12 protein-coding genes, 1 tRNA gene, 1 rRNA gene, 1 other RNA gene and 1 other annotated feature are annotated in these 14871 nt (G+C 40.4%); of the genes, 10 read left to right on the plus strand and 5 right to left on the minus strand.

The window, feature by feature from the left end; all coding sequences use genetic code 11:
* The first annotated feature begins 33 nt into the window (after positions 1–33).
* Positions 34–149 (plus strand): 5S ribosomal RNA (gene rrf, locus CDZ88_RS15220).
* Between the two features lie 344 nt (positions 150–493).
* Here the strand turns inward: rrf and CDZ88_RS15225 are convergent.
* Positions 494–1462 (minus strand): YaaC family protein, encoded by a 969-nt coding sequence (locus CDZ88_RS15225; RefSeq protein ID WP_232718676.1) that lies wholly within the window; start codon positions 1460–1462, stop codon positions 494–496.
* A 150-nt stretch (positions 1463–1612) separates the two neighbouring features.
* Here CDZ88_RS15225 and guaB point away from each other — a divergent pair, with 150 nt between their 5' ends.
* The 5 genes from guaB to serS all read left to right on the plus strand — a co-directional run bounded on the left by guaB (position 1613) and on the right by serS (position 7800).
* Entirely contained in the window at positions 1613–3070 is a 1458-nt protein-coding gene (guaB, locus tag CDZ88_RS15230) for an IMP dehydrogenase (protein ID WP_100374344.1), read from the plus strand.
* 138 nt (positions 3071–3208) lie between these two features.
* Positions 3209–4543 (plus strand): D-alanyl-D-alanine carboxypeptidase family protein, encoded by a 1335-nt coding sequence (locus tag CDZ88_RS15235; protein WP_100374724.1) that lies wholly within the window; start codon positions 3209–3211, stop codon positions 4541–4543.
* Between the two features lie 160 nt (positions 4544–4703).
* The gene (pdxS, locus tag CDZ88_RS15240) at positions 4704–5588 is read left to right on the plus strand and encodes a pyridoxal 5'-phosphate synthase lyase subunit PdxS (RefSeq protein WP_100374345.1); all 885 of its coding nucleotides are present in this window, start codon (positions 4704–4706) and stop codon (positions 5586–5588) included.
* Positions 5589–5599: 11 nt separating this feature from the next.
* Positions 5600–6193, plus strand: a complete 594-nt coding sequence (gene pdxT / locus CDZ88_RS15245; RefSeq protein ID WP_100374346.1) for a pyridoxal 5'-phosphate synthase glutaminase subunit PdxT — start codon at positions 5600–5602, stop codon at positions 6191–6193.
* Between the two features lie 10 nt (positions 6194–6203).
* Positions 6204–6426 (plus strand) — a binding site (T-box leader).
* Between the two features lie 99 nt (positions 6427–6525).
* Positions 6526–7800 (plus strand): serine--tRNA ligase, encoded by a 1275-nt coding sequence (gene serS, locus CDZ88_RS15250; protein WP_100374347.1) that lies wholly within the window; start codon positions 6526–6528, stop codon positions 7798–7800.
* 44 nt (positions 7801–7844) lie between these two features.
* Here serS and CDZ88_RS15255 read toward each other — a convergent pair whose 3' ends face one another.
* From CDZ88_RS15255 to opp1C, 4 genes are read right to left on the minus strand one after another with little or no spacing between them, the layout of a single operon-like run.
* Complete coding sequence (locus tag CDZ88_RS15255) at positions 7845–8858, minus strand: ABC transporter ATP-binding protein (protein ID WP_100374348.1); 1014 nt, start codon at positions 8856–8858, stop codon at positions 7845–7847.
* Positions 8839–9867 (minus strand): ABC transporter ATP-binding protein, encoded by a 1029-nt coding sequence (locus CDZ88_RS15260; protein ID WP_100374349.1) that lies wholly within the window; start codon positions 9865–9867, stop codon positions 8839–8841. Before CDZ88_RS15260 ends, CDZ88_RS15255 begins: the two co-directional genes overlap by 20 nt.
* A gap of 33 nt (positions 9868–9900) precedes the next feature.
* Positions 9901–10821 carry an ABC transporter permease gene (locus tag CDZ88_RS15265; RefSeq protein WP_100374350.1) on the minus strand — a complete coding sequence of 307 codons (921 nt, stop codon included), beginning with the start codon at positions 10819–10821 and terminating at the stop codon, positions 9901–9903.
* Positions 10822–10838: 17 nt separating this feature from the next.
* A complete protein-coding gene (gene opp1C, locus CDZ88_RS15270; protein ID WP_100374351.1) occupies positions 10839–11735 on the minus strand; it encodes a nickel/cobalt ABC transporter permease in 897 nt (298 codons plus the stop codon).
* A gap of 322 nt (positions 11736–12057) precedes the next feature.
* Here opp1C and CDZ88_RS15275 point away from each other — a divergent pair, with 322 nt between their 5' ends.
* The 4 genes from CDZ88_RS15275 to ffs all read left to right on the plus strand — a co-directional run bounded on the left by CDZ88_RS15275 (position 12058) and on the right by ffs (position 14784).
* Complete coding sequence (locus tag CDZ88_RS15275; RefSeq protein ID WP_100374352.1) at positions 12058–13662, plus strand: glutathione ABC transporter substrate-binding protein; 1605 nt, start codon at positions 12058–12060, stop codon at positions 13660–13662.
* Positions 13663–13778: 116 nt separating this feature from the next.
* A tRNA-Ser gene (locus CDZ88_RS15280) sits at positions 13779–13871 on the plus strand.
* A 76-nt stretch (positions 13872–13947) separates the two neighbouring features.
* Positions 13948–14433 (plus strand): tRNA adenosine(34) deaminase TadA, encoded by a 486-nt coding sequence (tadA, locus tag CDZ88_RS15285; protein WP_269799267.1) that lies wholly within the window; start codon positions 13948–13950, stop codon positions 14431–14433.
* 85 nt (positions 14434–14518) lie between these two features.
* An RNA gene (gene ffs, locus CDZ88_RS15290) (signal recognition particle sRNA large type) lies at positions 14519–14784 on the plus strand.
* Positions 14785–14871 lie beyond the last annotated feature (87 nt).

Here is a 14871-nt window from a genome sequence, read left to right on the forward strand (position 1 = left end):
CGAAGAAATCTGCCGATCATCTGAAGTGATAAGTTTGGTGGCGATAGCAAAGAGGTCACACCCGTTCCCATGCCGAACACGGACGTTAAGCTCTTTTGCGCCGATGGTAGTTGGGGGCTTCCCCCTGTGAGAGTAGGACGTTGCCAAGCATTTAAAAAGCATTCCATTTATGGGATGCTTTTTTGTTTGTAAAATGAATAAACAAGATAATAAACAATTCGTTGGTTGATATAATAGAGTTTTTGTTGAATCGGTTGGTAAGTAAGTTCCACACGAATCACCACCTTGCCCCTGTGAGACGAGTCCTTTCTCTTCTTCATATATCGTGAAGCGCTTCGAGTCAAGAGCTGCATGATTGGTCTTCCCCCGTAGAAGAGAAAGGATGAGCCAGGACGTTACCAAATGCTTTTATCTACTTAATTGGCTAAGCCAGTATACAGGATGATAACAATAAAAGGAGAAGGGCATAATCCTCATTCATTTTAACGTTTTTTTAGCTTATTTGATTCTTTGTTAGCATCTGAACAATTAAATCGGGTATTCGTTTTGAAGCAAGGTCAATGTAGCGCGTAATGAACGGTAGATCGTGTCCGTCAAAGGTGTGAAGAACTTCGCCCCACCACTCTGTTTCGTATCTACAGATCATACTAAGATTGTAAAGCAGTAGATAATGAATAAGTATTTCAGGTAGGTGAGCATGTTCGCCACGATGTAAAAAAAGAAAGGGAGTAGACTTATCATTGTGGACAAAAGGAAAAAATGAATTTGTTTGGAGTGGCTTATTTGAGATGGGAATCATTAATGTCTGATTGGTTTCAGCAATTGATGCTCCTTTCTTTGACCAAGGCTGCGTAGAATATTGTATATACTGTTCAAATCGATTAGAAGTCATATGGTAACTGTCTAAAAGAGTAGAGGGAAATTCAATGCAGTGGGGTTTATAGGATCCTTTTACTAAGTACTTAGGGTAGTCAAACGTCGTAAAAAGAGAAGCCATGTTAGGTAATTGTTTTAATAGCTGATCCATTAAAAACTTATCCTTGTCTAAATGTTTCATGTGAAACATCTGGCAAAGAAAGTGGGGAAATAAACCATGTTTTTGTATTTTTATTTCATCACTTAAAAATGTAAATCCAGATTTTTTTCTTTTTCTTGTCGTTACACCATGGGATAACACTTGAGAGTTAGCTGGATAAGTTGGATCTTTTGTTAAAATTAATGTTTTTAAAAACTGAACAAGGCCATAAAATAAAAGCATAGGTTTAATGTCCATGGGTGATTGATGCGCTTGCTCAATATATAATTGACCATGCTTTAGATGATAGATGAAAGAGTAACAAGTCTGAAAGCCTTTTGTTTTTGGTTGCTCAATAGCAGACTGTTCGTAACAACACGTTAAAAAAGAGCGTGTATACGCTGCCGAATAGAATGGAATAAGTTCATTATTAGCATTGTTTAACAACTCGACACCTCTTTTCAGTTTATTGTGAAAAATCATACTTTTCTATGCTTCTTGACAGTAGTTTGCCCAGTTGATAAGCTACTAATAATATTTTTAGAAGATTTAACGTAAAATTTTGCATAAGACCTATTGGGGAGGATGAATGTGCTGATGTGGGAGAATAAATTTCAAAAAGAAGGTTTAACGTTTGATGATGTACTATTAGTTCCAGCTCGTTCTGAAATACTACCGCGTGATGTTTCTGTAAAGACAAGATTATCTGATAACTTACAATTAAACATTCCATTAATTAGTGCGGGAATGGATACTGTAACAGAAGCTGAAATGGCTATTGCTATGGCTCGTGAAGGTGGTCTTGGAGTTATTCATAAGAATATGTCGATTGAAGAGCAAGCAGAGCATGTAGATCGTGTAAAGCGCTCTGAGAGTGGAGTTATTACTAATCCATTCTATTTAACGCCAGAACGCCAAGTATTTGACGCAGAGTATCTAATGGGCAAATACAGGATTTCAGGTGTACCAATCGTAGATGAAAATCAGAAGCTCGTAGGGATTTTAACTAATCGTGACCTTCGTTTCATTGAAGATTATTCGATTCTTATCAGCGAAGTAATGACTAAAGAAGAGCTCGTTACTGCACCAGTAGGCACGACTTTACAAGAGGCAGAAAAGATCTTACAAAAGTATAAAATTGAAAAATTACCCCTTGTTGATGATGATGGTATGTTAAAAGGGCTTATTACCATTAAAGATATAGAAAAAGTAATAGAGTTTCCTAATTCAGCAAAGGATACACAAGGCCGCTTAGTCGTTGGGGCAGCAATTGGTGTGTCAGCGGATGCAGATACAAGGATTGCCGCTTTAGTAGATGCTGGGGTTGATGCGATTGTTATTGACACAGCTCATGGTCATTCGAGAGGTGTACTAGATAAAGTACAAGCTGTACGTAACCAATACCCAGATCTAACGATTATCGCAGGAAATGTAGCTACAGCAGAGGCTACACGTGATTTAATTGAAGCGGGTGCTAATGTAGTAAAAGTAGGGATTGGACCAGGATCGATCTGTACAACACGTATTGTTGCTGGGATCGGCGTTCCGCAAATCACAGCAGTTTACGATTGTGCGTCAGAAGCGAGGAAGCATGGTGTGCCAATTATCGCAGACGGTGGTATAAAGTATTCGGGTGACATTGTGAAGGCTCTCGCTGCTGGCGGACATGCTGTGATGTTAGGTAGTTTATTAGCTGGAGTAAGTGAAAGTCCTGGCGAACGCGAAATTTATCAAGGCCGTCAGTTTAAAGTGTACCGTGGCATGGGCTCTCTAGGTGCTATGGAAAAAGGAAGTAAAGATCGTTACTTCCAAGAGAATGCGCAGAAGCTCGTACCTGAGGGTATTGAGGGGCGTATTCCTTACAAAGGACCGTTAAATGATACGGTTCATCAGCTTATCGGCGGATTAAGAGCTGGTATGGGTTATTGCGGTACGGCTACGTTAGATTTACTCCGTAGTGACGGACAGTTTATCCGCATCACGGGTGCAGGGTTACGCGAGAGTCACCCGCATGACGTTCAGATTACGAAAGAAGCACCAAACTACTCCCTATAATATAGAAGTTTCTGCTTTATAAAAGGAATAAAGACTTAAATAGATAGGGCCTTCCCTATCTATTTTTTTGTGATTCCTTGTGATAAAATAACGTTTATGTGAGAAATTTGTGGAGGTGCACTTGTGAGACAATCAGGAATGAAGAAAATCGTTGCAATGCTAATGGTGTTTACATTAACAGTCACGTTAGTTATGCAACCAAATAAGGCTGATGCGGCATTAGATTTAGCAGCAGAGTCTGCTATTCTAGTTGATGCAGAATCAGGTAAAATTTTATATCAGAAAAATATTGATGCCGTATTACCAATTGCTAGTATGACGAAAATGATGAGTGAATATTTAATCTTAGAAGCCATTGATGAAGGACGTATTACTTGGGATCAATCGGTCCCAATTAGTGATCATATAAGACAATTGTCCCTTTACACGGCTTTATCGAATGTCCCACTTCGTCAAGATTATACGTATACGGTGAAAGACTTGTATGAGTCAGTTGCTATTTATTCAGCAAATGCTTCTACAATTGCTCTAGCTGAACTGATTTATGGATCAGAAACAGCATTCGTTGAACAAATGAATGAAAAAGGTACAGAACTCGGAATAGACCGAGAAGATTTTGAATTTGTAAATACGACGGGACTAAACAACCGTGACCTTTTAGGCAATCATCCAGATGGGACCGGGGAAGAAGCAGAGAACATGATGTCTGCTAGAGCAACTGCACAACTTGCTTACGCTCTTCTTCGTGATTACCCAGAAGTTCTCGATACAGCTAGTATCCCTACAAAAGTATTTGAAGCAGGGCCAGATCCTGATACTGAACGTATCATGATGACAAACTGGAACTGGATGTTGCCAACGATTGAAACGCAACATGATTATGAGGGTGTTGACGGATTAAAGACGGGCTTTACATCTGCAGCTGGAAATGCATTCACAGGTACGGCTTTACGTGATGATATGCGTATTATATCAGTCGTTATGCGTACAGAAACTCGTTACGATCGGTTTAATGAGACTGCAAAGTTATTAGATTATGGGTTTAATAACTTTAAAAAAATCGAACTGTTTTCTGAAGGGCATTCTCTAGAAGGTGAAGAGTTCATTCCTGTTGCATCTGGTAAAGAGCGTGAAGTAGGAATTTCAAGTAATCAAGCACTATCAACAATTGTTCGTAATGGACAAGAAGATCAGTATGAAGCAACATTAGTACTTGATCAAGATAAGTTAAATGGAGATGGTGAACTTGTTGCTCCATTTGAAGCTGGTGAACGTGTCGGTTCTCTGACATTAACATCAGACACAAATGAGGAAGAATATTTATTTTCTAACCAAAAAGATGAAGTAGATGTTGTCACTGATGCTGGTGTAGAGAAAGCTGGATGGTTTTCTATGATGATGCGTGGCATTGGAGGATTCTTTTCAGGGATCTGGACATCTGCAGTTGATATGGTTACTGGATGGTTTTCTTAATAGAAACATAATATAGTCGTGAACTAGGGGTCTGCTGTGAGAAGCAAGACCCCTTATTCTAAAAATAAAAACAGAAAATTATGCGAATCCTATTGTTTTGCGGTATACTATTAAAGGTGAGGAAGTCTAACTAACAAGAACGGTCTAGGAGGAATTACATATGGGTCAAACAGGTACTGATCGCGTAAAACGCGGTATGGCAGAAATGCAAAAAGGTGGCGTCATTATGGACGTTATCAATGCAGAACAAGCAAAGATCGCTGAAGAAGCAGGTGCAGTTGCAGTAATGGCACTTGAACGTGTTCCAGCCGATATTCGAGCAACAGGTGGCGTAGCACGTATGGCAGATCCAACAATTGTTGAAGATGTTCTAAATGCTGTATCAATTCCAGTTATGGCTAAAGCTCGTATTGGTCATATTGTAGAAGCACGCATTCTTGAATCTATGGGTGTGGACTATATTGATGAGAGTGAAGTTCTAACTCCAGCAGATGAAGTTTATCACTTGTACAAGCGTGACTTTACAGTACCATTTGTATGTGGAGCTCGTGACCTTGGAGAAGCTGCTCGTCGTATTGGCGAAGGGGCATCAATGATTCGTACAAAAGGTGAGCCTGGAACTGGAAACATCGTTGAGGCGGTTCGTCATATGCGTATGATACAAGCGCAAGTTAGAAAAGTTGCAAACATGTCAACAGATGAGCTTATGACTGAAGCAAAAAACATTGGTGCATCGTATGATTTATTATTAGAAATTAAAGAAACTGGTAAGCTGCCAGTTGTTAACTTTGCAGCAGGTGGAATTGCGACGCCTGCAGATGCTGCATTAATGATGCAGTTAGGTGCAGATGGTGTGTTCGTTGGTTCTGGTATTTTCAAATCGGAGAACCCTGAGAAGTTTGCTCGTGCGATTGTTGAAGCAACAACTCATTTTGAAGATTATGCTTTAATTGCTGAGCTTTCTAAAGGACTCGGTACAGCGATGAAGGGTATTGAAATCTCTACATTGCAACCATCTGAACGCATGCAAGAGCGTGGTTGGTAGGAAGTAGCACGATGGTAAAAATCGGAGTATTAGCCTTGCAAGGTGCTGTACGTGAACATGCAGCATGTCTTGAGGCGCCAGAAGTTGAGATCGTCATCGTAAAAAAAATTGAGCAGCTTGATCAATTAGATGGACTTGTCTTACCAGGTGGCGAAAGCACTGCGATGAGACGGTTAATTGATAAGTATTCTTTTCTTGAACCATTGAAGCAGTTCGCAGCAACAGGTAAGCCAGTATTCGGCACTTGTGCGGGATTAATTTTAATGGCAAAGGACATTGTTGGTCAGGATTTTGGCCACTTATCTTTAATGGATATGACAGTTGAGCGTAATGCTTTTGGTCGCCAACGGGAAAGCTTTGAAGCTGACTTGATGGTCACTCATGTTGGTGATGATGTACGTGCTGTCTTTATACGTGCGCCTTTAATTAAAGAGGTTGGAGAAAACGTAGAAGTTCTCTGTAAGTTTAATGATGAAATTGTCGCTGCTAGAGAAGGTCGTTTTCTTGCATGCTCTTTCCATCCTGAGTTAACAGATGACCATCGTTTTCATCAGTATTTTGTTCAAATGGTTGCACAAGCAAAGCTTGAAGGTGTAAAATCTTAATAATAATAAAAACAATGCGATGAGAGGGATTAGTAAATAAGGTAGCTTCTTTAGAGAGCTGACGGTTGGTGTAAGTCAGTGTAGCACCTTTTAGAATCCACCCTTGAGTGAATGATGATGCATATGCTTAAATCATTCCGGCTAGATGCCCGTTACGTATCTAAAGTGGTTTATAGAGCTAATGAAGCTCGATAAGCAACAAGGGTGGTATCGCGGGTGCTCTCGTCCCTTCTTCTTAACTGAGGAAGGGATGAGGGCTTTTTTATTTGATCATAATGGAAAAGAAGAACAGAAGAACAGAAGAACAGAAGAACAAATGAGGAGGAAGTAAGATGTTAGATGTTAAACGATTAAGAAATGAATTTACTGAGATTAAAGAAAAGTTAGCTACACGTGGAGAGGACATTACTGGCCTTGATCGATTTGGTGATTTAGATGAAAAGCGACGAGCGATTATTGTAGAAGTAGAAGAGTTAAAGAGCAGACGTAATCAGGTGTCACAAGAAGTGGCTCAGTTAAAGCGTGAGAAAAAGGACGCCGATCACTTAATCAAAGAAACAAAAGAAGTTTCAGAAAATATAAAGCAATTAGATGAGCGTTTACGTTCAATTGATGCAGAGCTAGAAGGGCTTCTCTTAACGATTCCAAATGTTCCACATGAGTCTACTCCAGTTGGTGAGACAGAGGATGATAATGTAGAAACGCGCAAATGGGGAGAGGTACGTTCATTTGGATTTGAACCAAAACCGCATTGGGACCTTGCGACAGATCTTGGGATTCTTGACTTTGAACGTGCATCTAAGGTTACAGGCAGTCGCTTTGTATTTTATAAAGGGCTTGGAGCGCGACTAGAGCGTGCATTGATGAACTTTATGATGGACCTTCATCAAGATGAGCATGGATACGTTGAAGTCCTACCACCGTACATGGTCAACCGTACAAGCATGACAGGGACTGGTCAGCTACCAAAATTTGAAGACGATGCTTTTAAAATTCGTGAAGAAGACTACTTTTTAATTCCAACGGCAGAAGTTCCTGTAACAAACATGCACCGTGATGAGATCTTACTAGCTGAACAACTACCTGTTGCGTACACAGCCTTTAGTGCATGCTTCCGTTCAGAGGCAGGATCAGCAGGCCGTGATACACGCGGACTGATTCGTCAGCATCAGTTTAATAAAGTCGAGCTTGTTCGTTTCGTTCAACCAGAAGATTCTTATGCAGAATTAGAGAACTTGACGGGGCATGCTGAGAAAGTCCTTCAATTGCTAGAGCTTCCTTACCGTGTCATGAGCATGTGTACTGCAGATCTTGGCTTTACTGCAGCGAAGAAATACGACATCGAAGTATGGATCCCGAGCAATGATTCTTATCGTGAAATTTCTTCTTGTAGTAATTTTGAAGATTTTCAGGCGCGTCGTGCGAACATTAAGTTCCGTCGTGATGCTAAGGCGAAAGCAGAATTTGTTCATACATTGAATGGTTCAGGTCTTGCAGTTGGCCGTACAGTCGCTGCCATCTTAGAGAATTACCAACAAGAAGATGGTACAATTGAGATTCCAAAAGTGTTGCGTCCTTATATGGGGAACGCAGAACGTATTGGATAAATAAGAAAAAGGCCTTGTAGCAGTTGCTACAAGGCCTTTTTGACTTATACATAATTAGGTTTTCGTTCGCCAGATTCAATCTCTTCGATGTAATGACATGCCGCGTGATGACCTTCTTTCATGTAATCAGCAGCTCGTAACTCAGGAGTATCAGTCTTACACTTCTCTGATGCAAACGGGCAACGAGTGTGGAAGCGACAGCCTGTCGGAGGATTAATTGGTGAAGGAACGTCACCTTTTAGTATAATACGATCTTTTTTGCGCTCAGGATCTGGAACGGGAATCGCTGAGAGTAATGCTTTCGTATAAGGGTGTTGTGGATGATCAAATAACGATTTCTTGTCACCAATCTCCACAATACGTCCAAGGTACATCACGATGACACGATCAGAGATATGACGAACAACCCCAAGGTCATGCGAGATGAACAAGTACGTTAGTTGGAAGTCGCGCTGTAGACGTTTAAGTAAGTTAATTACCTGTGCTTGGATCGATACATCAAGAGCGGATACCGCTTCATCACAGATAATAAGCTTAGGATCTACAGATAGAGCACGGGCAATCCCAATACGTTGACGTTGACCACCACTGAATTCATGTGGAAAACGATCGGCTTGGTGAGCACCAAGTCCAACAGTTTCCATTAATTCTTTAATACGCTCTCCACGTTTTTCACGAGGAATTACGTTTTGAATTTCCATTGCTTCTTCAAGCACTTGACGCACTGTTTGACGTGGATTAATAGAAGCATATGGATCTTGGAAGATGATCTGTAAATCTTTACGTTTTTTACGCATTTGCGCTTTGTTTAATGAAAGTAAATCTTCTCCATCAAACTCTACGGTACCATCAGTTGGCTCATCTAAACGAAGAATAGCACGTCCTGTTGTTGATTTACCACAACCAGATTCTCCTACAATACTAACGGTCTCACCTTCGTAAACAGTAAAAGTGACCCCATCTACGGCTTTAACATGATTGACTGTACGTCCAAGCAATCCACCTTTAATCGGGAAGTATTGCTTTAGATTGTTTACTTTAAGAAGTTCTTTTTTCATAAACGTTCACCTCCGGATCTCCATCCCACTCATCTGAGTAAATCCAACAACGGATTTGGTTTCCATTTTCATCTTCCTCAAGATCTGGTAGACGCTTGCGGCAAATTTCACTTGCAAATGGACAACGCGGAGCGAAACGGCAACCTTCAGGCATATCTGCAGGACTTGGTACAGACCCTTGAATGACAGATAGCTCCTCTCCTTCGACGTCAACATCATGACGAGGCAAGGAGTTTAAAAGACCAACAGTATACGGGTGACGTGGGTTTTTAAATAGCTCTTTGATGCTTGCATATTCAACCACTTTACCACAGTACATAACAGCTACGTAATCACATGTTTCAGCGACAACACCGAGGTCATGAGTAATCATGATGATTGACATACCTAAACGGTCTTGAAGTTCTTTCATTAGCTCAAGAATTTGTGCTTGAATGGTTACATCAAGCGCAGTGGTTGGCTCATCAGCAATAAGTAGTTCTGGATTACAGGCAAGTGCCATGGCAATCATAACACGCTGACGCATTCCCCCAGATAATTCATGTGGGTATTGATGAACGCGTTGTTCGGGTGAAGGAATTCCTACAAGTTTAAGCATTTCAACCGAACGTTCAACAGCTGCCTTCTTGCCCAAACCTTGATGAATTCTATACGATTCTCCGATTTGTTCCCCTACTGTATAAACAGGGTTTAATGATGTCATTGGTTCTTGGAAAATCATTGAGATTTCATTTCCACGAATTTTACGCATTTGACCTTCTGTTTTAGTAAGAAGGTCTTGACCTTTAAACAGAATTTCTCCACCGACATTTTTTCCTGGGTTTTGAATTAAACGAAGAATTGAAAGGGCTGTAATACTTTTACCGGAACCAGATTCCCCAACAATCCCAATTGTTTTTCCTTTTGGCACATCAAATGTAACACCGTCTACAGCTCTTACTTCACCTTGGTCAGTGAAGAATGATGTACGAAGGTCATTTACTTGAATAATGGATTCATTTGTAGTCACAGTGTTTCACACCCTTCATTAATTAAGTGACTCTTAATCAAGGTCAATACGCTTGTTTAAGAAGCGGTAAGATATATCAACAAGTAAGTTAACAAGTACGAATAGTAATGAAATAACAAGAACAGTACCTTGTACGATTGGGAAGTCACGAGCACGGATAGCATCAATGATTAATCGTCCCATACCGTTAATCGCGAAAACAGTCTCTGTAAGAACTGTCCCACCTAGTAGTACCCCAAACTGTAAACCAACAACTGTAACAACAGGAATTAAAGCATTTTTAAGAGCATGGCGATAAATAACAACACGTTCTTTTACCCCTTTTGCACGAGCTGTACGAATATAATCTTGTCCAATTACCTCTAACATACTCGAACGAGTCATACGAGCAATAATAGCGGCTCCAGCTGTTCCGAGTGTAATAACAGGTAAGACAGCTTGCTGGAATGATCCCCAACCCGAAGGTAAGAATATCCGATGATCAATAGCGAAGTATTGAATTAACATTAAACCGAGCCAGAAGTTAGGCATCGATAAACCAAATAATGCAACAATCATAATCATTGTATCAATTAATGTGTAGTGTTTCGTTGCAGAAATAATCCCTGCAATTAATCCTATAAATACACTTAAAATTGTACTATAAATCGCAAGTTCCATCGTAACCATAAATCGACCACTAATTTCTTGTGTTACTTCACGTCCACTACGAATCGAGTTTCCTAAATCTCCTTGAATCGCATTTCCAACATAAGTCAAATATTGCTGTGGAAGGGGATCGTTTAATCCTAGACGCTCACGCATTTGTTCAACTTGAGCCTCAGACGCACTTTCACCAGCAATGATTTGCGCTGGATCACCAGGAATGAGGTGCATCATCGAGAAAACGAGAATTGTAACACCAAAAAGAACCGGGATCGTTTGAATTAATCGTCTAACTATATAAGTAAACAATCATCTACACCTCTTTTCTAGTTTTTCATCTTCGGATCAAGCGCATCACGTAATCCGTCACCAAAAATATTAAATGCTAGTACAACAATAACAATAGCCAAGCCTGGGAATAACGCAACATGTGGTGAGTCATACATATAATTTCGTCCTGCACTTAACATTGCCCCCCACTCAGGAGTCGGAGGTTGTGCCCCCATACCTAAGAAAGAAAGTCCACTTGCAGTTAAGATCGCTGTTGCCATACGCAATGTAGCTTGGACAATAATAGGTGATAAAATATTTGGTAAAATGTGTTTAAAAATAATTCGACTATCGCTTGCACCAAGTGCACGGACAGCATCAATGTATTCAAGCTTTCTAACAGAGAGTACTGATCCACGTACAATCCTAGCAAAAACTGGAATCGAGAATATTCCGACAGCTATGATTACATTTGTTAAGCTTCCACCAAGTACACTGACAATTGCAAGTGCAAGTAAGATACCAGGGAAGGCAAGTAGAACATCCATGCAACGCATGATAATTGCATCTACACGTTTGCCGTAGTAACCAGATATTAATCCTAGGAAAACACCAAAAACTGTACCAATAACTACTGAAAACAACCCAATATATAAGGTGATTCCCATCCCGTGAATAATACGACTGAAAATATCACGTCCATGGTGGTCTGTTCCAAACCAGTGTTCGGAAGATGGTGTTGCTAGTTTGTTGATGTGGTTTTGCGCCGATGGATCATACGGTGCAAATAATGGTCCGATAATCGCTACAATAACAAAAAATAAGATTAACACTCCACCGACCATTGCCGCTTTGTTTTTACGAAGCTTCTTATAGAAGTTCTTCATACTTTTAACCCGCGGGTTCGGTGGACGACTTTTTGTCATAGCATCATTTATCGTCTGTTCGCTCATAATAGACACCCTTTCTCAAAATGCTTTAAATTTTGACAAAATTATTGTTGTACTACACCGCACTATTATAGCACGTGCATTTTTTTTTACAATGTTTTAAATATTTTTGTGGAATAATGTCGATTGTTGATATTTTAAAAAGATTTTGAAAACTTTGTTAAGTTGTAAAAACACAAAAAAAGATTGGAAGCTACAATATTTGGTAAAGTAAATGAATTATTAATAATTTTATAATATTTCTTGTTTTTGTGTAAAATTTAAGTTATAGTAATATTGAATTTTGAAAAGTTCAAATACAAAGGAATATAGGGGGGTTACGAAAGTGAAAATGTCTAAAAATTCACTTTTTGCTTTTTTGTTAGCTGTAGTATTCGCTGTAGTATTATCAGCATGTGCGAGTGAGCCGGACAGTTCTGGTGCACCAACTACTGATGAAGATGGCGAAACTGAGGCTTCTGAAGGCGGAGACTTAGTAATTGGAACTGGGTCAGATGCAGTTTCATTAGATCCAGCAAGTTCAAATGATGTTCCTTCAAGTAATGTTGTTGCGAATATGTATGAAACACTAATTTATCAGAATGAAGATCTTGAACTTGAGGCTGGACTAGCTGAAGATTGGGAAATGATTGATGATAATACGTGGCAGTTTAAGATTCGTGAAGGGGTTAAGTTCCATGATGATTCGGACTTAACGGCAGAAGTTATTAAAGCGAATTACGATCGCATTCTTGATCCAGAAGTAGCATCACCACGTTCATTCTTAATTGAAATGGTAACAGATATCGAAGTGATTGATGAGTATACATTAAACCTTACGACTGAGTATCCATTCTCTCCACTACCTGCTCACTTAGCTCATAATGGTATGTCAATTGTTTCATTACCTGCAATTGAAGCTGATATGGAAGCTGTAGCAGATGGTGGTACACCTGGTGCTTCAATTAGTGAAAATCCAGCTGGGACAGGGTTCTTTAAGTATGATGAGTGGAACCCAGGTTCTTATGTACGCCTTGTGAAGAATGAAGACTATTGGGGCGAGCCTGCAAAGCTTGATTCAGTTACGTTCTCTGTAGTACCTGAAGATTTAACTCGTATTGCTGAACTTGAGACGGGTGGAGCGCACATTATCTTCCCAGTAAGCCCAAGTGATGTATCACGTGTAGAAAATACACCGGAAGTATCGTTAGACCGTACGAACAGTGTAAGTATCTCTTATATCGGATTTAACATGGAGAAAGAACCATTTGATGATCAACTTGTTCGTCAAGCAATCTCTATGGCAATTAATAAAGAAGGAATTGTTAGTGGTATCTTAGATGACACTGGTCTTCCTGCAGTTGGGCCACTTGCTCCAGATGTATTTGGTTTTGATGATTCTGTAGATGCACTTCCGTATGATCCTGAAAAGGCACAAGAACTACTTGCTGAAGCTGGATTCGAAGATGGATTCTCTACAACGATCTGGACAAATGATAACCGTGAGCGTATGGATATTGCTGAATACGTTCAAGCAGAACTTTCAAAAATCAACGTAGATGTTAGTATTGAAGTCCTTGAGTGGGGTGCTTACTTAGAGCAAACTGCGAATGGTCAACATGATATGTTTATCCTTGGTTGGACAACTGTAACAGGTGATGCTGACTATGGTATGTATCCGTTATTCCACTCTTCTAATGTTGGGGAAGCTGGTAACCGTACATTCATGAAGGACGCTGAACTTGATGAGATCTTAGTAGAAGCTCGTCAAACATCTGATGAAGAAACACGTCTTTCTCTTTACAAGCAAGCGCAAGAAATGCTTGTAGAAGATGCACCAATGATCTACCTATATCACCAAGAGTACTTAGTTGGGGTTCGTGATAATGTACAAGGTTTCTGGAAACATCCAAATGGAACGTACATGCTTCATGATGTTTCAATTAACTAGTATAATAGAAGAAAGATGACCTTTTAAAAAAAGGTCATCTTTTTTTGTGAAAACACTTGTACATTATAGTTGAACGTGATATTATATTTCTTGTCAGCAAGTTATTAGTACATCACGGAGGAATACCCAAGTCTGGCTGAAGGGATCGGTCTTGAAAACCGACAGGCGGGTCAAACCGCGCGGGGGTTCGAATCCCTCTTCCTCCTCCATATTTTAATTATTCACACTGCCTACAGGGTAGTGTTTTTTTATACGCAATTTATTGTGTAGGGAGGTTTTTCATTGGTGGATGAACATGAAAAGTGGATGAGGTTGGCCCTCGCTGAAGCTGATAAGGCTGAGGATATTGGAGAGGTTCCTATTGGTGCAGTGATTGTGAAAGATGGTCAAGTCATTGGTGCAGCACACAACCGCCGTGAAACCGACTTACAAGCAACTGCCCATGCCGAATTACTTGCTATTGAGCGAGCCTGCAACGCGTTAGGAAGTTGGCGTTTGTCGGATTGTACATTGTATGTGACGCTTGAACCGTGTCCGATGTGCGCGGGGGCTATTGTACAATCAAGGGTCGATCGAGTTGTTTATGGAGCTGCCGACCCTAAAGCAGGTTGTGCAGGGACGCTCTTGAATTTACTGGATGAACCAAGATTCAATCATCGTGCACAAGTAATAAGTGGGTGCTTAGCTGAAGAGTGTGGGGAACGCTTAACTTCCTTTTTCCGTCTGTTAAGAGCAAGGAAGAAGCGTGAAAAGTTGAAAGATCTATCCTAAATTCTTACACTTGCATTTTGGTGGCAAACAAACTATACTAGGAAATGCGTCCGGCAAAGACGCCTAAACATTGTTATTCAATTTGCCGTGCTAGGTGGGGAGGTAGCGGTGCCCTGTACCCGCAATCCGCTGTAGCGGGACTGAATCCCTTTCTGAGGTTTTGTCATCTTAAGGTCTGACCTAAGTAAGTGGTGTTGACGCTTGGGTTCCACGCAACGGAAACCCATGAATCCTGTCAGGTCCGGAAGGAAGCAGCAGTAAGTGGCCCCTTCCGTGTGCCGTGGAGTAGCCTGGGCCGAGCTAACTGCTTAGGTAACGCTTAGGGTGACACTATCGAAGAAAGGTGCACGGTATTATATAAAAATCAACAACCACTTAGGTGGTTGTTTTTTTATTGCCTTTTTTAACTAGATTCTAAATTCATCGTTTGATACTTTA

Source organism: Bacillus sp. FJAT-45037, assembly GCF_002797325.1.
Taxonomy (GTDB): domain Bacteria; phylum Bacillota; class Bacilli; order Bacillales; family Bacillaceae_D; genus Alkalihalophilus.

Coding starts and splice junctions, on each gene's coding strand:
- guaB (WP_100374344.1), top strand. CDS start 1,613: ATGTGGGAGAATAAATTTCAAAAAGAAGGTTTAACGTTTGATGATGTA.
- CDZ88_RS15235 (WP_100374724.1), top strand. CDS start 3,209: ATGAAGAAAATCGTTGCAATGCTAATGGTGTTTACATTAACAGTCACG.
- pdxS (WP_100374345.1), top strand. CDS start 4,704: ATGGGTCAAACAGGTACTGATCGCGTAAAACGCGGTATGGCAGAAATG.
- pdxT (WP_100374346.1), top strand. CDS start 5,600: ATGGTAAAAATCGGAGTATTAGCCTTGCAAGGTGCTGTACGTGAACAT.
- serS (WP_100374347.1), top strand. CDS start 6,526: ATGTTAGATGTTAAACGATTAAGAAATGAATTTACTGAGATTAAAGAA.
- CDZ88_RS15255 (WP_100374348.1), bottom strand. CDS start 8,858: ATGAAAAAAGAACTTCTTAAAGTAAACAATCTAAAGCAATACTTCCCG.
- opp1C (WP_100374351.1), bottom strand. CDS start 11,735: ATGAGCGAACAGACGATAAATGATGCTATGACAAAAAGTCGTCCACCG.